The sequence below is a fragment of the Corallincola spongiicola genome, assembly GCF_004284785.1.
Lineage (GTDB): Bacteria > Pseudomonadota > Gammaproteobacteria > Enterobacterales > Neiellaceae > Corallincola > Corallincola holothuriorum.
Genome location: NZ_SHLY01000002.1, coordinates 105,968 through 125,298, shown reverse-complemented (window position 1 = coordinate 125,298; position 19,331 = coordinate 105,968). Strand labels below are relative to the sequence as shown.

The window sequence follows — 19,331 nt, the reverse complement described above, 5'->3', positions numbered from 1 at the left end:
ATCAGCCGATATGTGGCAGCACGCACAGCGCAGTGAATCCGTGTCATCACGGAGCAGAGTTCATAAGTTTGGTGGCAGTAGTTTGGCCGATGCAGATTGCTATCTGCGGGTCGTAGAGCTGCTAAAAGAGCACACCTCCGCAGGGGATCTTGTGGTGGTCTCAGCGGCGGGTAAAACCACCAACGCGCTGGTGTTGTGCAGCAAAAGTGCGGGCAGCAATGACGAGCTGGTAAAACAAACCTTAACTGATCTGGAGCGCTTTCAAGGCAGTCTGATCACCCAGCTGTTAGACGGTGCCGCGGCAAAACAAGCCCTGCAATCGTTAAGCGATGATCTCAACCAGATCCAGACTCTGCTGCAAGCTGGCGATGAGTCGGCGCGCTATAACGAAACTGTCGGATTTGGCGAGCTATGGTCAGCTCGGCTACTGGCGGCATTGCTCAATCAGTCCACTGTTCCCGCAGGCTGGTTGGATGCACGCGAGATTTTCTCGGCACAACCGGGACCGCAACCAGAGATCGATGTTGCACTGTCGCAGCCAAAACTGGCCGAACAACTGTTACAGCGCCAAGAGGAGCTCACCATTGTCACTGGCTTTATCAGCCGTGGCCCGGACGGTGAAACCGTGACCCTTGGCCGTAACGGCAGTGACTACAGCGCGACTATGCTGGCCACCTTAGCCGATGCGCAAGCCGCTACGATTTGGACTGATGTTGCCGGTATCTTTAGTGCCGATCCCAATAAGGTCAAAGGGGCGCGTACGCAACCAATTCTATCGCTGGCGGAAGCAGCTGAGCTGGCACGTTTAGGCTCACCGGTACTGCATACTCGCACGCTACAGCCGATGGTCGGCCGCAAGACGCGCTTGTCGATCCGTTCAACCTTTGCCGCCACCGGTAGTCATACCCAAATAGCCCCCACTCAGGTGGGTGAAAAGGGTGCCAAGATTGTCACCTCATTAGATAAAGTCTGCCTGATCAGTATGAACACCTCATCCCGTCAGGCATTTGAGGAAGCCACGGCCACCATTCGCGCTTATCTCGACCGTTATCAGTTAGTGCCACTGGCAAAACAATATCAACCCGATCAGCGCTTGATCCGGCTCTGTTTTACCGCAGAAGTCGCGGAAACTGCGTTTGCCCGACTGAAAGACTTTCAGCTGCAGGGCGCGTTCTGCAACCTAACACTGAATGACAACTACGCCTTAGCAGCCATGGTTGGCGATGGTGTCACCGAGAATGCCCGCCACTACCACTGCTTCTATCGCCATCTGCAAGATGCGCCAGTTGAGTTTATTCAACCCGGTGAACATGGCCTCAGTTTAGTGGCAGTGCTGCGGGAAACCGACCTAGATACCCTGCTCTCGCATATGCATCACGGTATCTCCAGCCCCGATAAGAAACTGGGCGTGGCATTGTTTGGTACCGGCAATATCGGCTCTGGTTGGTTACGCCTGTATCAAGAACAGCAGCATTACTTGTCCAACTATCACCGCCTCGAAGTGCAACTCTGTGCACTGTACAACCAAGACGGCGCGATTATCGACTTCACCGGTATCGAGGTAGATGATTGGCAGGCGCGTTTTCAGCAGCACAAAGAAGATATGGGCTTCGAACAGTTACTCGAACTGCTCGCAGGCCACCCCTATGACGAACTGGTTGTGATCGACGCAACCGATAGTCGAGATCTGGCGTATCAATACCCTGCGCTGATGGAACATGGCATCCATCTGATCAGCGCCAATAAATATCCGGCGTCGGCACCATTATCGCTGTACCGTGAAATTACCCAGCAACGCAAAGAGAAAGCTGTGGTTTGGCTCAACAATGCCACCGTGGGTGCCGGACTGCCGGTGCACTATGTCACGGGCGACCTGCAACACTCCGGCGACGAAGTGGTCAGCATCAGTGGCGTATGGTCAGGCACCATGTCTTGGCTGCTACAGCAATATGATGGCAAACAGCCATTCTCTTCTTTGATCCGTGAGGCAATGGATCAGGGGCTCACCGAGCCAGATCCACGGGAAGATCTCACTGGCGAAGATGTTTGCTGTAAGTTGCTGATCCTCGCCCGTCAGCTGGGCATGGAAGAGTTTGAAATGGATGACATCGAGGTGGTTTCTCTGGTCGATGAAGAGGCTCTGGAGGGCTCGATCGAAGAGTTCTTCGCCAATGCCGAGGTATTTGATCGCCAAATTGCTTCCGCATATGGTCGCGCCGAAGCCAGTGGCCGCGTATTGCGCTATATCGCCCGTCTAGAGCGTGGCGGTCAGGCTCACGTTGGTTTGGAATTTCTCGATCCAAGTGACCCCATGGCCAACTGCCATGCAGGGGAAAACATCTATGCTATCCACAGTGAATGGTTTAAAGAGCAGCCGTTGGTGATCCGTGGCCCGGCAGTTGGCCCCGAGCTCACGGCCGGCTCGGTACAGTCAGATCTGTTTAAGCTATGCCAGCATATTAAGTCAGCCTAAACGCATTACAACCAGACAATAAAAAGGGCCGCTATTCGTTAGCGGCCCTTTTTATTTTTGGAACAACAATATGTTTACTAAGAAGTTTTTACGGCCACCGTCGCCAATGCGGCGGTTAATTTTGCCCGCGCTTCTCGAAACTGCTCAAGCGCTCTTACCAGATAGGTATTCGCCTCTTCCAGATAACCATCGGCCGACGCCGACCAGATACGATTGATATAACGCTCACCGGCGGCAAACGGCGACATCACATCCGCAAACACCTGCACACCGCAGCTATGGCGAATACTGTACCTGGCCTCGGCAAACTGATTCAGATCGGCACGAAACAGGCGGTCAATCTCAAAACGGTATTCATGCACCGGCAACTCGTGGCGCCTATCCACCAGCTGTTCTGCCTCCATCACAATACGACCAAGGGCATCATTCAGTTGACCCAGATTTTCCTCAAGCTGTTCCGGATCATGAGCAACAAGGTGTTGATGACGCTTCACCATCACCAAGCCAACGGCTCCCACCACCATGGCTACAGCATAATAGCCCCACGGCAACGTGGCAGGATCCAGAGAGGTGGTAAACGCCGCAGCCAGCGCACCAATAATCAATAGCATATAACCAAGCAGCAACATTACAGCCCCTCCATCACGTAACTCACGGCGAATCCAACCCCTATTAACGCTTCACCGACGATCAAGCCTGCGGCGATAGGAATACCGACCGACTCACTGTATGCATCACCTTTATAACGGTCGCATAGTTCCCGTAGCAGGGTACCCAGGGCATAGGTCAGCACGATATTAAAGGGAAGATAGAAACCCAGCCCCACAGTAATACCTAAGCCACCGGACAACGCCGAGAGTAGAGCACCAATACCGGCACCCGCCAGATACTTTTCTGTGGGGATGTCACCGCCGAGAATACCGCTGATCATGCTAGCCAACGCTTGCCCCTGAGGGGCGGGTAGTTTTTCCGATCCTAAGCCGTAGGCTTCATGCAGCACCATGATCAAACCGATCACCAGCAGCGGCCCTAACCAGGCTCCTAAGAATTGTCCCATCTGTTGCATCTTCGGCGTTGCGCCCACCAGATAGCCGGTTTTCAGATCCAGCATCAGATCGGTGGCCTGACTCATAGCAACACATACCGCCGCGCCCAAGGTCACCGCAGCAATCACGGCTTCGGCGTCACCCAACCCTTTAGCGATAATGATCAGTATGGTCACCGCGATCAGCGTCATACCAGAGAGTGGCGACCAATTAGTGCGGCCAATCGCTTCCGATAAGATCACCCCAGCAATCCAGATCCAGAGGGTACCCATCACCGCCATGAGTAGGCCGCGTCCCAAGCCCATATGCTCCGTCGACAAAATAGACATCACTGCCAGTAGGATCGCCGCCGCCACAATGGCGATATACAGCAGCTTAATCGGCATCTCGTCTTTACTTACCACCGACTTACTCACCGCGGCACTCTGCATTGAGCGGATAGCGGAGATGATCAGGGGCAAGGCCAGGGCGATCCCCATCAACGCGCCCCCAATTAACATGCCGATCCCCACCGGCCGAAACAGATCAACCCGTAAAGCATTCGGCAGCGTCACCGGATTGCCAGCCGCATCCAGCGGCAACAAATCAAAGCCACTAAGTAAGGGCGCTAATAACCAGTAACAGACAAAACCACCAAGAATAAAGGCGATACCACCTCGGCCAGCGATAAAACCAACCCCAACCGTGAGTAGCGACAGATACCAGACACCATTCATATACTCGGGCAAGCCAATCAAAGCGCCCAGATCCCAGTTATCGACACCGCCCATTTGCGATCCAAAGTGAACCAGCGCAGCCACTGCCGCGGCCCCTACTAACAGCTTGGCTTTTTGCACGCCAGCACCCGGTGACTTGAGGATCGTGGCCACCGCCACGCCCCCTGGATAGGTCAGGCGCTCATAGTCGATCATCTGTTTACGTAACGGAATAATAAAAGCGATACCAAGAAAGGCACCGGCAATACAACCAAAGGTCAGCAGCACGGGGTCAAAGTCGGTATACCCCAGAATAAACAGCGCGGGCACCGAGAACATCATCCCCGAAGATGCGCCATTAACCGCACTGGCGACAGTTTGGGTGACGTTATTTTCAACAATGGAGTGACGCCCAAGCATTCCCCGCAGCACGGCAAATCCCAAAATGGCGGCTAACTCGGAGCCCTCAATAGAAAAACCGAGGATCAGGGCGGCATAACCGATACTGATGGCAATAATGGCGCCAAGAAAATATCCCACCAGCACGGCAGGTAGCGTCAACTCGGGGTAGGGACCGTGACGCACCACGGTATCTGTCTGTTTCAAAACACAGCCCTCTTATATATTTGGCTTTCCCTAATGCGGATACCGCCACTAAGCGCCGATCCGCTGCTGTTACGACATCACAGCAGTAAGCAATGAAGCCTTGATAACACTCTAACTATGCATGCAGCGCGTCCCAAAGCAAGCCAAATGACTGATCACATTCGATTTCTGTGGGCATACGCCGCTGCGAAATATAATAAAATGCGGTCTGCAGCAGTAATCCATGACAGGTTTCATACAGCAGCTCCACTGGTAAACACTTAAACACGGCTTGCTGCTGACCAACACGCAACAAGCCATTGATAAAGCCAAACACTTGGGTCTGCGCCGTTTGCTGTGTCTGGTTGTTGATGTATGGAGAGTGATTGTATTGCGCAAAAAAACGCACTTTTTCCGGCATGCTGACACACCAGCACAAAGAGTGCTGCCAAAACTGCTTGGCAACAGTGCGAAGTTGCTGTGACGAAGGCTGTCCAGACAAGGAGAGAGACTGCGCCGCGATACCCTCAGCTAACTCTGCTTTAACAGCGAGATAGAGGGCATTAATTAACGCCTCCTTGGAGGCGAAATGATGAAACAGCGTGCCGGTAGCTACGCCAGCGTGCTTGGCTATGGCTGCCGTCGAGGTGCCATGAAACCCCTGTTCTATAAACAGTGTTAGCGCCGCATCTAAAATACGCTGACGCTTATGGATCGATCTCGGGGCAGGTTTCAGATTAGCGGACAAAAATCTTCACCAACAGCTTTTGCAGCCAACGACCATAGGGGGGATGCACCAGCAGTGACGATGCAAATAGTCCCTGCTTCAACACCGTTTTCGCTTTCGAGAAAGTGAGAAATCCTTCATGGCCATGATAGTGGCCCATACCCGAGGGGCCAATACCACCAAACGGCGCATCGTCCGCAGCGACATGGAAAATCGTATCGTTTATGCAAACACCACCGGAATGAGTTTCTGTTTCTATCCGCTGCTGCAAAGCTTTGTCGAAAGAGAGCAGATACAAGGCCAATGGCCGCGGCCGTTTAGCAATATATTCCAGTGCCTCATCAATATCGGTATATGGGATAATCGGAAGCAGAGGGCCAAAAATCTCCTGCTGCATCAGCGTCATCTCATCACTGACATTAAGGAGCAGCTGGGTGGCCATGCGGCGTTGGTTATCGTCACCGCGACCACCACAAGGGATCACCTGCGCGCCTTTCTCCTCCGCATCCGCTAACCAAGCTTGTAGCCGCTGATACTGCCGCGAGTTAATTACACAGCTGTAATCGTCACCCCCCTCTCCATTCGGATACATCTGCTGAAAGCGGCGCACAAACTGTTCACAGAATTCGCTCAACTTATCGGCCGGACACAATACATAATCGGGCGACACGCAGATCTGACCAGCATTAACCGTCTTACCATAGATCATCCGCGCTACAGCGGTATCGATCGCCATATCAGGGGCGATAATCACCGGCGACTTACCACCCAACTCAAGGGTGACAGGGGTTAAGTTTTCCGCTGCCGCACGCATCACATGATGTCCGACAGCGGTCGAACCGGTAAACAACAGATGATCAAAAGGCAGCGCTGAAAACGCCTGGGCAACATCCGCCTCTCCCTCGACGATAGCCACTTCATCTTCACAAAACTGTTGTGCCAATAAACGTTTCAGCAAGGCATTGGTATGAGGGGTAAATTCTGACATTTTAATCATGGCGCGGTTGCCCGCCGCCAATGCCGATGCCAATGGCCCGATAGATAACATCAACGGAAAGTTCCACGGCACGACAATACCAACCACACCTAACGGCTGATACACCACTTTTACCTGGGCCGGCGCCAGTAATAGGCCGGCACGACGGCGCTGTGGTTTCATCCAACGCTTAAGATGACGGATCTGATATTTCACCATCTGCACCGACGGCAAAATATCACCAAACATAGAATCATCTTTGGCGCGATGCCCAAAGTCAGCACTCAACGCCTGCGCCAACGCTTGCTGATTATCAACCAGCAGACGTTGCAACCCGGACAATTGAGTTAAACGAGTCTCGGCCGAAGGAAATGGGCAAGCAGAAAAAGCTGCACGTTGATGTTCAAGCCGCTGTTTCAACGTCGGCTCTGCACCGTCCGGTGCCTGCGCGCATTCAGTATTGACCATCGCAGCAGGATCACGGACCTCAACATCCTCCGCAACGGGTTGGCTACTCTCCAGCATGGCGCTACTCCAAACTATCTCTAGGCATAAAAGGTGGCAGTATAAACAAAACCGACTAATCAGTCGGTTTGAGCATAGTTGCTATCCTCCGTCCGCACAAACCCAACCTGTAGTAACTAAAAGTGATAACAAAATAGTAAATATTCTAAGTCAACCCAGAGCCTCGCCAGCGGCTGTTCTAGGCTTTATTAGATAACCTTGGCAGGGACGACTCATGATTATTTCACACCGACACAAGTTCATTTTTCTAAAAACCAACAAGACGGCGGGAACCAGCATCGAACTGGCTCTCAGGCAACATTGTGGTGGTGAAGATGTGATCACCCGAGTCACCCCAACGGACGAATCAAAAAGCCAGCAGCTCGGGGGCTGTGGGGCGCAACACTATTTAGTACCGTTGAAACATTACAGCAAAGGTGACTGGATCAACCTGTTAAAAGGTAAGCCGCGACGCTTCTACAATCATATTCGTGCGGCAGAGGTGAGAGAGCTAGTTGGCGCAGAGATATGGAATAGCTACTACAAATTTTGCTTCGAGCGTAATCCTTGGGACAAAGTCGTCTCGCTCTATTTTTGGCGCTGTCGCCAAGACCCCAGACCTAGCTTGGAAAAATTTGTCGAAGAGGAAGCGTCCAAAGCGATCAATTTGCGCGGCTGGCAGGTTTACACCATCAATAACCAAATCGCTGTCGATAAAGTATATCGCTTTGAACAGATGGATCAGGCGATGAAGGAGCTAGCAGAACGTTTTGCTCTACCTTCGCTATGCCTACCTAATGCCAAAAGCTCTTTCCGCGAGAGCAAAAATTATCGAGAGTTATTCTCTGAGCCTTTACGTCAGCGGGTCGGTGAACTGTTCAGCAAACAGGTGTCATTGTTTGACTATCAGTTTTGACGCGGTGGCAGATTGCTGATCAGCGCCAGCTGCCAAGGATGCTCTAAACGCATACGCAGCCTGTCATAAGCATCGTAAACCCGGCCGGTGATGCGAACAGTCTCTAATAGCTGAGTACGCAGGTTAAACTCAGAAAAGAGTTCAAGATGCTGTTTATCCAGCTCGACATAGATCCGGTTATCTAACACCAGATGTAAAGATTTCGGCGAGTCTTCAATCCGCGTGATCTTTCCTACCACATCCACTTGGCGCCGCGATTCAGGTTGCACTGAAACTGCACTGCGAGGCTGATTTTCTGCCAGCGCCCATAAACCGACTCGAGCGGCACGAGCCTGCCGTTCATGGAGTTGATAGCAAAACCAGCCGTAATAATTTGGCGGTATCCAGTATTGCCGCGCGAGTCCAGCTTTCAACAAAGCTTCGGATACATTCTGCCGCTGCTGATTAACGACTACCGCCAAGGTACGCCCATATTTATCCTTAACTCTCACATCATGGCGCAAAGAGACACTGCTACCCTCAGGCAACAGGCTTTTTAATAGATCGGTGGCGGGCAACGCTAACGCTTCAGATTTTTCAGGGTAGAGGTGTTCCACTTCTGGCGCGTCGATCCCCAACAGCCGTATCTTTCTACCATCATGCAGGGTAAAGGTATCACCATCATTCACATACTTGACCACACCACTATCATTGTATTCCGGCGGGATACACTCAACGGCAAAACTCACACTCGCCACAGGCAAAAGTGCGATCAACAGGGAGCGGACAAATTTGACGATAAATGTATTGGGCATAGATAACTAACGGCTAGGATTTACAACAGTATGCACTGGATAAAACAAAGGCGCCATTGCGGCGCCTTTGTAAAATTCTTTTCGCTTAAGCGAAGCTTACTTCTTGCTGCTAAGTGCACCAAAACGCTTCTTGAAGCGATCAACACGACCACCTGAAGCAGCTTCTTTCTGCTTACCAGTGTAGAAAGGGTGACAAGCTGAACATACGTCCAGGTGCAGATCCTTACCAACTGTTGAACGGATAGTCAGTACGTTGCCGCAAGAACAAGTCGCAGTCACTTCTGCGTAATCAGGATGGATACCATCTTTCATGGGATAACCTCATTGGGCCGTGTCGCCATCCGGTCACCCCTTGTGCCGGACACCACACGTATTGTGGATAAATTTGGGTCGCGAATGTTACCGGATCAGGGTCTGATCGATCAAGCGTTATTGGTAATAAATTGACCAACTTTATAAATACCGAACCAACTAACCCGTCAGCGGCTTGTGATCTGCAGATGCCATCGGTATGTTGCTGCAGAGAGTTATCAACTGTTGTGGCGAATGTCTTCAACCAATTTCACACCCCGTTATCTTAAAGTGGCTCTATCTGTGCCAATGCGCAGACTGTTTGACTACCAATTACCGGAAGGCGAATCGGTCAGTGACTGGCCTGCAGGTATTCGCGTCAAAGTACCGTTTGGCAAGTCCCATCGCATCGGTTTGCTGGTTGAACATGCCAGCAGCACAGAATGGCAGCCAGAACAGGTCAAGCCTGCGCAACAGCGACTAGATGATCAACCACTGCTTCCAGAATCGCTATGGCAACTGAGCTTGTGGAGCGCAAAATACTACCAACACGCCTTAGGCGATGCTTTGCTCAGCACCTTACCCACGAAACTGCGCGAAGGCGGCGCGCTGTCGGCGGGTAACATTCGCCAATGGCGCTTAACCGCTGCCGGACAACAAACCACCCCTGCCTGCTTATCCAGAGCCAAAGCACAACAGCACCTGCTATCCCTATTTCAGCAGGAGCCAGCACTGACGGACAACGCCATCGCAGAACAAGCCGGCAGCCGTAGTGCGCTATTGGCGATGGAGAAGAAAGCGCTGATTGAAGCGTTCAGCATTGCCAGCGGCGATGCCAAGTGGGGAGAAAAGCTCCAGATCAGTAGTGACACACCTGTGCTGAACAAAGAGCAGGCCGCCGCAGTGGCAGCCATCAGAGGATCACAACAACAGTTCCAACCCTTTCTCTTAGAGGGCGTCACCGGCAGTGGCAAAACCGAGGTTTATCTACAAGCGATGGCACCCGTGCTAGAAGCGGGCAAGCAGGTGTTGATGCTGGTTCCCGAAATCGGCCTGACACCACAGACCCTCAACCGCTTTCAAAAACGTTTTAATTGCCCCATCGCCATGCTTCACTCTGGCCTCAACGACACCGAACGCCTGGATGCCTGGCTACAAGCCCGCGACAACCGGGCTGGGATCGTCATCGGTACCCGTTCAGCCATTTTCACCCCTTGCCATCAATTAGGGATGATCATCGTCGATGAAGAGCATGATATGAGCCTGAAGCAGCAGGAGGGCTATCGCTATCATGCACGGGATCTGGCGGTAGCCAGAGCGCAGAAAGAGCAACTTCCGCTGTTGCTAGGATCTGCAACACCATCACTGGAAACATTACAGAATGCACTGCATGGTCGTTACCAGCACCTGCAGTTACGCAGCCGCGCGGGCAACGCCCAAGCGGTGAAACATCAGTTACTCGACATCAAAGGCCGACCATTAGATCAAGGTTTTAGTCCAGAACTATTAGGGCTGATTAAACAACACCTGCACAACGACGGACAGGTGTTAGTGTTTCTCAACCGCCGAGGTTATGCACCGTCGCTGATATGTCACGAATGTGGTTATCTAGAAGAGTGTCGTCGTTGTGATGCTTACTACACCTTGCATCAACGTACGGGCCTGCTGCAGTGTCATCACTGTGGCAGCCAAAAGCCAGTACCCCACCAATGCCCGGAATGCGGCTCCACCCGCCTGCTTGGCCGGGGTGTCGGCACTGAGCAGTTAGAACAGGCGCTACAACGCCACTTCCCTGAGCATCCCTGTATCCGTATCGACCGCGACAGCACCCGACGGAAAGGCGCACTGGATGCGTTTCTTGGTCAGATAAAGCGCGGCGAAGCAAAACTATTACTCGGCACCCAGATGTTAGCCAAAGGGCATCACTTTCCGGAGGTGACACTGGTGGTCATTATGGATGTGGATGGGGCCTTATTTAGTGCAGATTTTCGTGCACCAGAGCGTCTGGGGCAGTTGATCACCCAGGTGGCAGGACGCGCAGGACGCGCTGGCAAGCAAGGTACTTTAGTAATGCAAACCCATCACCCCGAGCATATCCTGTTACAGGATCTGCTGCAGAATGGTTATGGTCACTTTGCTCGTACCGCACTGAGTGAACGAAAACAGGCGCAACTGCCACCATTTCGCCATTTGGCGCTGTTTCGGGCGGAAAGCCATCGCTCAGAAGATGCTGAAGCATTTTTAATGCAACTCTCAGCATTGTTGCAACAGAAGCTCATAGAATCGGCCATCGAACTCGGTGCTGTGCTCGGCCCGATGCCGGCACCGATGGAGCGAAAAGCAGGGCGGTTTCGTTGGCAACTGCTACTGGAGTCTGCCGAACGTAAGACTCTGCACCAGTGGCTGCACGGGATCCTAGTTCAGGCCGAAAAACTACCGATCAGTCGCAAGATCCGCTGGTCATTAGATATTGACCCACAAGATCTTAGCTAAGTACTACAGCACACTCTGGATAAGTAGGTGTGCCGTATCGGTGCTGGTATAATGGCGGATGGCCTGCTGATATTCAGCCGCACCCATCTCTTCCTGAGTCAATTTTGCACCGTGAGTGATGAGTGTTTTCGCAACCTCCTCTTTTACCCCAAGCTGTAGCGCCTGTGCCAACACACTGTCACCGGCTTGATTAACCAAGTTCAAGTCAGCGCCGTGGCGGATTAAGATCGCCAACGACGCGGCACTGGGATTATGTTCTAACAGATACATTACGGGAGTTGCACCATAAGCATCGCGGTGATTAATCGCACAGTGACTGGCCAATAGATTCAACAGTGGCCGAGATTGGCTACCGATAGCATGAAACAGGGCAGTTTGCCGCTGATTGTCAATCACATCAGGTGAAGCTCCGCTGCGCAGCAAAATACCAACTAAGCTAACATCGTCCGCCTCTGTGGCGTACATCAATACCGTATAGCCATAACGATCTTTACGATCTAAAGAGACGCCATGTAGGCGTAATCGCTGCAGATCCCACTCAAACAGGCGGCCCTCATGATAAGCATGAAAAATCGCATCATCACCATAATAGTGATCAACACGCTGACTGATTAGCGTCAATATACAGCTCCAGACCAGTAGCGATAACACAATGAAACTGCCGGTACGAAACGGTTGCCACCAGCGCCGTTGTATTTTCCATATGCGAGTGCCCATCGGTTGCGCAAGGTTTAGCCGCAGCGTTACCAGCGATAACATGACAGCCAAGGCCACTAGCATCAATGTCGGCCAAAACAGTGGCACAATCACCTGATAACCAGCCAAAACAGAAACAATGATTGCCAACACAGGATTTAACGCCGCATGCCACCATGCTCTGGGTTTGCTGGAGTTAACCAAAGTGCCGCCGAGGTATTGCTGCAGCAGCGCAAACAGCTGCTCGTGTTGTTCCTGGGTGAAGGTTTCCAAACGCGTTTGCTTGAGGTGATTGCGGCTGCCATGGGATATCTCGATGCCCAGATCTCCCTCGCGCTCTTTTAACTGCGCAATTTGCCGATAGCGCACCATACACGCGCTATCGCCCAACCAGCGGAAAGCATCGGAAGAGGAGTAGAGTCGGTCAGGTTTGGAGCTGTTCTCAGGTTGAGCGCCATACACCAGCTCATTGGCAAAAAACAGACAGATCAAGCGACCGCTTGATCCTGATATTTCTATTTGTTGGCACGTCATCCCTACGTTTCGCCCCTAGGGCATCCCTTTTACATCCTTCAGAGGCAGGTATATTAGCATGAAATATAGCCAGGGCGAAAAATGCCCTGGCTAGTTGGCCCTTGTCGTAGAGGGGCCTCAGAACAAACTACTGCATAAAACGTGCAAACGGGTTCAGGAGGCGACTTAAACCGGAAGTAAAATGCAATGGTGCTTCAACCACCGCAAAACAGAGACAATCTTCGCCCATAGCGGTGCGTGGCGTGTGCTTATGTTGACCATCACAACGAATAAAATCACCCGCTTGATAATGCCCCTCTTCATCGCTAAACGAACCATCCAACACCAATGTCCACTCCACACCTTTGTGGGTATGCTCAGGTATCTGACCATCGGCATCAATATGGATAAAGCTGGCACTGACATTCTCTTCCAGCGCCAATGACGAACGCGATAATTTACCCATCTGTCGCCAACGTCCGGCCTGTGCGCTAAACCGTTGTAACGCCCGTGGCAAGTAAAATTCTTTGTCACCTAACAGCAATGGTGTCGGCGCGCTTTCCCAATTGCTCTCGATAGCAGCGGGTTCAGCACGGGTTATCTGGTCAAACATGGCGGCAAATTCAGGCATGGTCGTCAAATCTTGCTCAGCGACGGTCTCGTCGCTGACCTCTTTGAATTGCCATTGCTGCGCCAGTTCAGCTTCTGCCACATCAAGGGCACGCTGACAGTGAGGGCACATATCCACATGAGCGGAGACAGCCAAGGAGAGTGCTGGCGACAGATCGCCATCAGCAAATTGCTGCAACAACTGACTTGTTGGATGGTGATTAATTGGTTTCATTTGTCATGCACTCCCGTAACTTCTGTACTGCTAACCGCAGTCTTGATTTCACTGTGCCGAGGGGTATTTCTAACTCTTCGGCCACTTGCTGCTGCGGCTTGTCTTCAAGATATACCTTGCGCACCACCTCCATTTGGGTCTCGCTAAGTACATCATAAAATTTGTCTATCTGTTTCTGCATCAGCAGGTGTTCAGGCAATAACCTATCGTCATCGGGCTCACGATCCGATAACACAGGCCAAAGATCTTCTGCACACACTTCATCGCCACGACTGCCTTTTTTACGCATCATGTCGTAACTCAAATTTCGCGCTATGGTAAATATCCAGGTGCTAGGTGCACCTTTTTCTGGATGATACAGGTGGGCTTTTTGCCATACATTGAGCAGGGTTTCCTGTACCAGCTCCATCGCTTGCGCTTCCTGGCCAAACTGCTTCATACCAAAGGCTTTCAAGCGTGGTGCGAAATAGGCGAATAAGCTGGCATAAGCACGCTTATCACGGTCGGTTGCCACACTAACTAACACCGGCCGCCAATCTGTTTTCTCTACCGCTTGTTTATTCAACGAGCCACTTCCAGCTTTAGCTACATAAGTGCTGTTAGTATAACGGCTGTTTTCACTGGGTCTAAGCGCGCTCATCTTAACTCCTATGTGTGACAGTTAAGCCAGTCATCAGAACCGGCTCAACTGCCACTGATAACGCTTTATCTATTCGGGAACAGCGATGCCATCGACATCAATCACGGTAAACCCGCTCATTCCGTCATCTATTGCTACTACCGTATATACGCCACCAAGGTCAGCTTGGATCATTATTGGGCCAATTGCTGGCGTTGATGTGTCTGCCACCGCGACAAACACATAACCACCAGTGTCCGCATTAACGCTCAGGCTGGCTGTTTCCATGTAATCAAGATCTTCCACTAACAACGCATCACCGGCATCTAACGTCGCATCCGCACTGAGATAGATATCTACCAGGGGTGCCGCGGTCGCCGCATGGGCAAAGCGGAGCATCGCTTCAGTCGCGATACTGCGTGGCATATCAACCAGCGGCCACAATGCCAACGGCTTCTCGTCAGAGCCATCACCGATTGCCAGTACCGAATAGCTATAACTGGCCATCAGGTCTACGTCAGCGGTTATCACTGGCATACTGTTGTCCGCGGCATCGCTCGCAGTCACATCGAGGGTATGCATGCCAGCAGCTAATGGTACGTAACCTGTGGTTGCCTGAAAGGCGAAATCATCCACCGCCAGCGCATCATCCACATACACATCCACCAACGGTGCTGCGGCAACGGTATGGATCACATTGACATCCGCACCTGTGTCTTTGTCATACACAATCGCCGCATCATTGCCCTCTTCATCTACGGAGCCATCCAACACTTCCAGTGCAACCAGTTTATCGCCAGCATCGGTGTTCTGAATTGCCGTGATAAACAGATCACTACCACCGGCCAAAGCCAAGGTTCCCGAGTCGTAGACCACCGTCAGATCATCTGCTGGGGTAATACGAATTTGGTAATCACCGGTTGGCACTGTCACTGGCGACATGGTGTACTCAGCAAAAGCCAAGGTAGTCAGTACCGTGTCAGCCGATAACGTGGCGTCAGGGGCGGTGACATGGATATCGACTTGCGGTGCATTGGGCGCGCCGTGCAGGATCTGCACCCGCACCTTATCGGCCGCTAACGCACGGGTAGGTGAAGCAACAATACTTGGCGCAAACGCCGTCGCTGTTTCCATACCCAGCTCAGCGGCATAACCGATAGCAGACACGTTGTAGGTGTAACCAGCCATCAGATCCAGCGAGGTTTCAGGCAATACCGTGGCGAGGAAATCACCATCGGCATCTAGCGCGTCAATTTGCACGGTATGGGCACCGGCAGGCAGTTCAATCAAACCAGAAGCGACTTTGTAATCAACCCCTTCCAGCGCGACGGCACCATCCACCAATACATTGACGGCTGGCGCATCCGGTGACGCGTGGGATACGCGAACTAACGGATCGCCGGGGGCGATCATCAGGTCATCAAGACCAATCAAACCCACATCGATCCCTTCGATAGCCACACCGGTTTCGTTCATCGGATCAGTCACGGCGGCGGCGGTGTAAACCTTGCCCGCCATCAGATCCAGCGCCAAAGGTCCTAATGCAATTGTGTCCATGTCACCGGTAGGGGTCACCATCAGGTAATACATGCCCGGTACCACTGAGATATTCCCAGAATCCCCCAAGTAAGGGATGTCTGCCAGTACCGTGTCATCAGCATCAATCATATCGTCGGCACTGAGATAGATATCGACATTACCGGCTTCTGGGCTGATATGCAGGACACGCAGTTTCGACTCAGTCGCTACGGCTCGATCATCAATCACGATGGGCCAAAGCGCCGGATTCACATCTCCAGGGCCTTGCGGTATAGCAAAGACGTTATAACGGGAGCCGCCTGCCAGCATCACATCTTCGGCAGAGATCGCCACATCCATGGTGCCGGTTAATGCAACATCAAAATCATAACTGGCGGCAGGCAGTTCAAGATAGCCTTCCATCGGTGTGGTGCTAGGGAACATCAGGTTATAAAGCGGGCTACCCATCTCAGGTGCGGTACCGTTAACCCAAACATCAACCCCACCGACATTATTGATCGCATGGGTAATCCGGACTTCTGCCGCCAAATTGGCATCGGCAACCACGCCAGCATCATTGCCGTTTTCATCCGCAGTGCCATCCATCACCAGTAAATTGACGGGAGCAGCACCGGCACCGGTGTTCGAAGTGGCAGTGATAAACAGGTCACCTCCAGCAGACAGATCTAACGGGCCGGAGTCGTAAGCGACGACACTGGCGTCATCAGGGTCGGTAAGACGCACGCGATAAACTGCAGGCGCCACCATCACCGGATCCATAGTGAAGTCACCGTAATCGAGCTCAGTCAGTTCGGTCGCATCGGACAATTCATCATCAGGTCCAGTCACATGCACACCAACCAAGCCAACATCCGGCGCACCATGCAGCACTTGCAAACGCAGCATGGTTTCATCGTAGATGCCGTCTCTGGGCACAATCACTGGTTGGAAGGTGGTGCTATCAAGCGCTGTCGGCTCTAGCAGACCCGCCGCGTAACCCACTGCGACTATGTTGTATTGCAGCAACGCGTCAACGCTGACATCACCTTGAAATACATCGACATTGCCGCCAGGGACAATTGCTTCAACACGAATATCGTAAGTGCCTTCTGGTAAAGCTAAGAATGCGGAAGCCTGCTGGTAGCTGACATCTGCCAACACCTGAGCATCATCCACATATACGTTTACGTTAGGGGCGTCTGGAGAGGCATGTACGACTCGAACAAATGCTTCTCCATCTGGAACAATTATTTCTTCGTCATCATCGTCATCACTACAGCCGGAAATCAATGCTGACGAAATAAGTAGGGCTAATACAGATTTAGTAAGTTTCATTATATTTTTCTCCATCCTCACGCCGAGGTGAGAATGGTTACGGCGGCAAATTAAAATAAGATCAAAAAATATGCAGTTTACGAAGCGTTTTAACTCGTTGATGTGAAGGGTGTAATAGCACCAAGCCAGACAGAATAAAGGGTTAAGCAGTTTTTAGTTGCACCGTATCGGTGAGAAACTTTAACGCTGACTGACAGTCACTCTGTTCCACCAATAACAATTTATCTTCTGCGGATAACGGCAATAGTTCCAGCCAGCGCTGGCAGATCCAACTGGCATCATTAGCCATTGGTTGAGGATAGAGTTCCGCCAAATGATCATAGCGTCGATAAAGCTCACATAGGCCATCAAAGAGATGTTGGGAGGCGTTCGGCAGTTCGCAAGGACGCCAATTAGGCAAGCAGGTGACTTCACCACGTTTTAAACCATCATCTTCCATAAACACCCGCTCCAAGCGAAAGCGTTCAACCCCCTCCACTGTGATCCCCAGCAGCCCATCAGCAGTTTGTTCAAAATCAACCACCTGCACCCGAGTACCGATCGGCAACATATTCACTAGGCTATTTGCGCTGCGTTTCTTCAACATGCAGACACCAAAACCAACATCACTCTGGCATGCCTCTTTTACCAGCCGAATGTAACGGGACTCAAATATCCGCAACTGCATCTTTCCGCCAGGCAACACATGCGCACTAAGGGGAAAGAGCGGGAGAGTGTCTTTAACGACAGTCATAACGCCTCATCTGGATGCCGTTGATTAGGCATCATCTACTACTATTACTTGTTGCTTATACGGTAGGAAACAGCGATCTGATCGGCATACGCAAAGAATGTTTTAATCTAACGAGTCTCGGTAAGCAGTCCTATCCGTCACGGGAGCGGACAAATTCATCTAGCGGTTGCACGGTAAGCCGCTTACCGCCGCCCAACAGATAACTGCTAAGTAACTTATATCGGTCCAGTTCAAATTCAGTACTGCCAGCATCCAAGCACGCCTGCAGATCAGTGGGTTGCAACGCTTCTGCCGAATCACAGCTTTGCAGTAACACCCAATGATCAATCAGATGAAAGCTACGCAGATCACTGAAGCTGTCTTCCTCAATCAGCACCATCGGCTGCTGCCACGGCCATTGAGTCAGTTTCATGCTGTTTAATGCCAAGCCCAGGCGCAGGTTCCACAACTCGGCGGACTCTTGGCCGCAACAGGGGCCTTGGCACTCGCCCAGTTGATAGCCAAAACAGGCACCGTCTCCAGCTTCTAGCTGCAGAAGCCGCAAACAGAGACGATGGGATGTGGCAAGTCCGGTCAGCGCTTTATTCGCCTGATTTTTACTGCGAAAAGTACCGAAGTAGTCAGCTAAGCAGAGTGGGTCTATCTGCTCGGTGAAGACGATCCTGTGGTAACCACGTTCATCACTCTGTAATTGCAGACTGACCACTTTTTTAACCGGCTTTAGCTGTCCATTAAAAAAGGGGCGATGTTGTTTTATTTCGTGCAGCTCCTGCAGTAGCGCCGTTAACTCGCCCGCCGTTTGTGTCCATTCGATATGCCGCACCCGATCTGTCATCTGGTGTCCTTTACTGGTGCTATGATGGCCGCTGAAATGGCTACTCACCCGCTGGTAGAGATTAACGCTCTTACCAACGTAGATAAGTGCCCCGTCATCATCAAAAAAGCGATAGACACCCGGGGCGGCAGGCAGTTGGTCAAACAGATCCGGCGCTAACCCCGGCGGTAAACTTGGTCTTTGGGTAAGAATAGCCACCTGCTGCGCCACTTTGTCGCAGCCAAGTTCGCTCTGCGCATGACGATAAAAAGCCAACATGGCATCAACATCGCCCATCGCCCGATGGCGAGTCACCTGCGGCAACTGATGGCGCTGGATAATAATATCCAGATTGTGCTTGTTGTGTTGTGGATAGAGGGCTCGGGACAATTTAACCGTACACAGTGCAGTAGCTTGCCAAGGCCGCTTTAAGCGGCGAAATTCATTTTTCAGAAAGCCATAATCAAATCTGGAATTGTGGGCAACAAACAGCGCGTCATCAGTCAGCTCCGCGACTTTATCTGCTACGGTGGCAAACAGCGGTGCATCCCGCAGCATTTGGTCACTAATGCCGGTATAGCGAACGATAAACGGGGACAATGGCTGCTCAGGATCGACCAGGCTAGACCAGCGCTCAACCTCCTGACCATCTTCCGTCACCACAATGGCCACTTCGATAATCCGATCACGGGTGGCAACACCGCCAGTAGTTTCCAAATCAACAAACGCCATGCGCATTGAATTTATTTCCCCGTAGTG

15 protein-coding genes are annotated in these 19,331 nt (G+C 51.8%); 3 read left to right on the top strand and 12 right to left on the bottom strand.

The features are described from left to right. Positions 1-10: 10 nt before the first annotated feature. Positions 11-2,473, top strand: coding sequence for a bifunctional aspartate kinase/homoserine dehydrogenase II (metL, locus tag EXY25_RS06225; RefSeq protein WP_114339624.1), 2,463 nt, complete (start codon positions 11-13; stop codon positions 2,471-2,473). 77 nt (positions 2,474-2,550) lie between these two features. Here metL and EXY25_RS06220 read toward each other — a convergent pair whose 3' ends face one another. The 4 genes from EXY25_RS06220 to EXY25_RS06205 form a co-directional block, all read right to left on the bottom strand. Beyond that, positions 2,551-3,102 carry a hypothetical protein gene (locus EXY25_RS06220; protein WP_130566136.1) on the bottom strand — a complete coding sequence of 184 codons (552 nt, stop codon included), beginning with the start codon at positions 3,100-3,102 and terminating at the stop codon, positions 2,551-2,553. Continuing rightward, a complete protein-coding gene (locus EXY25_RS06215; RefSeq protein WP_114339626.1) occupies positions 3,102-4,820 on the bottom strand; it encodes an OPT family oligopeptide transporter in 1,719 nt (572 codons plus the stop codon). Before EXY25_RS06215 ends, EXY25_RS06220 begins: the two co-directional genes overlap by 1 nt. 115 nt (positions 4,821-4,935) lie before the next feature. Further along, positions 4,936-5,547: a TetR/AcrR family transcriptional regulator gene (locus tag EXY25_RS06210; protein WP_130566135.1), complete on the bottom strand. Its 612-nt coding sequence runs from the start codon at positions 5,545-5,547 to the stop codon at positions 4,936-4,938. Next, a complete protein-coding gene (locus EXY25_RS06205) occupies positions 5,537-7,027 on the bottom strand; it encodes a coniferyl aldehyde dehydrogenase (protein ID WP_130566134.1) in 1,491 nt (496 codons plus the stop codon). Before EXY25_RS06205 ends, EXY25_RS06210 begins: the two co-directional genes overlap by 11 nt. A gap of 214 nt (positions 7,028-7,241) precedes the next feature. Between EXY25_RS06205 and EXY25_RS06200 the strand changes: the two genes are divergently transcribed. Continuing rightward, positions 7,242-7,922, top strand: coding sequence for a sulfotransferase family 2 domain-containing protein (locus tag EXY25_RS06200; RefSeq protein ID WP_130566133.1), 681 nt, complete (start codon positions 7,242-7,244; stop codon positions 7,920-7,922). Here EXY25_RS06200 and EXY25_RS06195 read toward each other — a convergent pair. Further along, complete coding sequence (locus EXY25_RS06195) at positions 7,913-8,716, bottom strand: thermonuclease family protein (RefSeq protein ID WP_130566132.1); 804 nt, start codon at positions 8,714-8,716, stop codon at positions 7,913-7,915. The two genes, EXY25_RS06200 and EXY25_RS06195, sit on opposite strands and share 10 nt — an antisense overlap. 96 nt (positions 8,717-8,812) lie before the next feature. Further along, positions 8,813-9,028: a 50S ribosomal protein L31 gene (gene rpmE / locus EXY25_RS06190; RefSeq protein WP_114339631.1), complete on the bottom strand. Its 216-nt coding sequence runs from the start codon at positions 9,026-9,028 to the stop codon at positions 8,813-8,815. 234 nt (positions 9,029-9,262) lie between these two features. Here rpmE and priA point away from each other — a divergent pair, with 234 nt between their 5' ends. Next, on the top strand, positions 9,263-11,500 hold the full coding sequence (priA, locus tag EXY25_RS06185) for a primosomal protein N' (protein ID WP_130566131.1): 2,238 nt from the start codon (positions 9,263-9,265) through the stop codon (positions 11,498-11,500). A gap of 3 nt (positions 11,501-11,503) precedes the next feature. Here the strand turns inward: priA and EXY25_RS06180 are convergent, their stop codons facing one another. The 6 genes from EXY25_RS06180 to EXY25_RS06155 all read right to left on the bottom strand — a co-directional run bounded on the left by EXY25_RS06180 (position 11,504) and on the right by EXY25_RS06155 (position 19,310). Beyond that, positions 11,504-12,730, bottom strand: a complete 1,227-nt coding sequence (locus EXY25_RS06180) for an ankyrin repeat domain-containing protein (protein ID WP_130566130.1) — start codon at positions 12,728-12,730, stop codon at positions 11,504-11,506. Between the two features lie 127 nt (positions 12,731-12,857). Further along, a complete protein-coding gene (locus tag EXY25_RS06175; RefSeq protein ID WP_130566129.1) occupies positions 12,858-13,553 on the bottom strand; it encodes a ChrR family anti-sigma-E factor in 696 nt (231 codons plus the stop codon). Further along, positions 13,540-14,193, bottom strand: coding sequence for a sigma-70 family RNA polymerase sigma factor (locus EXY25_RS06170; RefSeq protein WP_114339635.1), 654 nt, complete (start codon positions 14,191-14,193; stop codon positions 13,540-13,542). The genes EXY25_RS06175 and EXY25_RS06170 overlap by 14 nt, the downstream gene beginning before the upstream one ends. Positions 14,194-14,262: 69 nt before the next feature. Further along, positions 14,263-17,025, bottom strand: a complete 2,763-nt coding sequence (locus EXY25_RS06165; RefSeq protein WP_165419287.1) for a DUF4397 domain-containing protein — start codon at positions 17,023-17,025, stop codon at positions 14,263-14,265. A gap of 142 nt (positions 17,026-17,167) precedes the next feature. Continuing rightward, positions 17,168-17,758 (bottom strand): LON peptidase substrate-binding domain-containing protein, encoded by a 591-nt coding sequence (locus EXY25_RS06160; protein ID WP_114339637.1) that lies wholly within the window; start codon positions 17,756-17,758, stop codon positions 17,168-17,170. A gap of 130 nt (positions 17,759-17,888) precedes the next feature. Further along, positions 17,889-19,310 carry an exonuclease domain-containing protein gene (locus EXY25_RS06155; RefSeq protein WP_165419286.1) on the bottom strand — a complete coding sequence of 474 codons (1,422 nt, stop codon included), beginning with the start codon at positions 19,308-19,310 and terminating at the stop codon, positions 17,889-17,891. Positions 19,311-19,331: the final 21 nt, after the last annotated feature.

Excerpts from the sequence above, each read along its gene's own strand:
- metL (WP_114339624.1), top strand. The coding sequence starts at position 11 with ATGTGGCAGCACGCACAGCGCAGTGAATCCGTGTCATCACGGAGCAGA.
- EXY25_RS06220 (WP_130566136.1), bottom strand. The coding sequence starts at position 3,102 with ATGTTGCTGCTTGGTTATATGCTATTGATTATTGGTGCGCTGGCTGCG.
- EXY25_RS06205 (WP_130566134.1), bottom strand. The coding sequence starts at position 7,027 with ATGCTGGAGAGTAGCCAACCCGTTGCGGAGGATGTTGAGGTCCGTGAT.
- EXY25_RS06200 (WP_130566133.1), top strand. The coding sequence starts at position 7,242 with ATGATTATTTCACACCGACACAAGTTCATTTTTCTAAAAACCAACAAG.
- EXY25_RS06195 (WP_130566132.1), bottom strand. The coding sequence starts at position 8,716 with ATGCCCAATACATTTATCGTCAAATTTGTCCGCTCCCTGTTGATCGCA.
- rpmE (WP_114339631.1), bottom strand. The coding sequence starts at position 9,028 with ATGAAAGATGGTATCCATCCTGATTACGCAGAAGTGACTGCGACTTGT.
- priA (WP_130566131.1), top strand. The coding sequence starts at position 9,263 with ATGTCTTCAACCAATTTCACACCCCGTTATCTTAAAGTGGCTCTATCT.
- EXY25_RS06180 (WP_130566130.1), bottom strand. The coding sequence starts at position 12,730 with ATGACGTGCCAACAAATAGAAATATCAGGATCAAGCGGTCGCTTGATC.
- EXY25_RS06175 (WP_130566129.1), bottom strand. The coding sequence starts at position 13,553 with ATGAAACCAATTAATCACCATCCAACAAGTCAGTTGTTGCAGCAATTT.
- EXY25_RS06170 (WP_114339635.1), bottom strand. The coding sequence starts at position 14,193 with ATGAGCGCGCTTAGACCCAGTGAAAACAGCCGTTATACTAACAGCACT.
- EXY25_RS06165 (WP_165419287.1), bottom strand. The coding sequence starts at position 17,025 with ATGAAACTTACTAAATCTGTATTAGCCCTACTTATTTCGTCAGCATTG.
- EXY25_RS06160 (WP_114339637.1), bottom strand. The coding sequence starts at position 17,758 with ATGACTGTCGTTAAAGACACTCTCCCGCTCTTTCCCCTTAGTGCGCAT.
- EXY25_RS06155 (WP_165419286.1), bottom strand. The coding sequence starts at position 19,310 with ATGCGCATGGCGTTTGTTGATTTGGAAACTACTGGCGGTGTTGCCACC.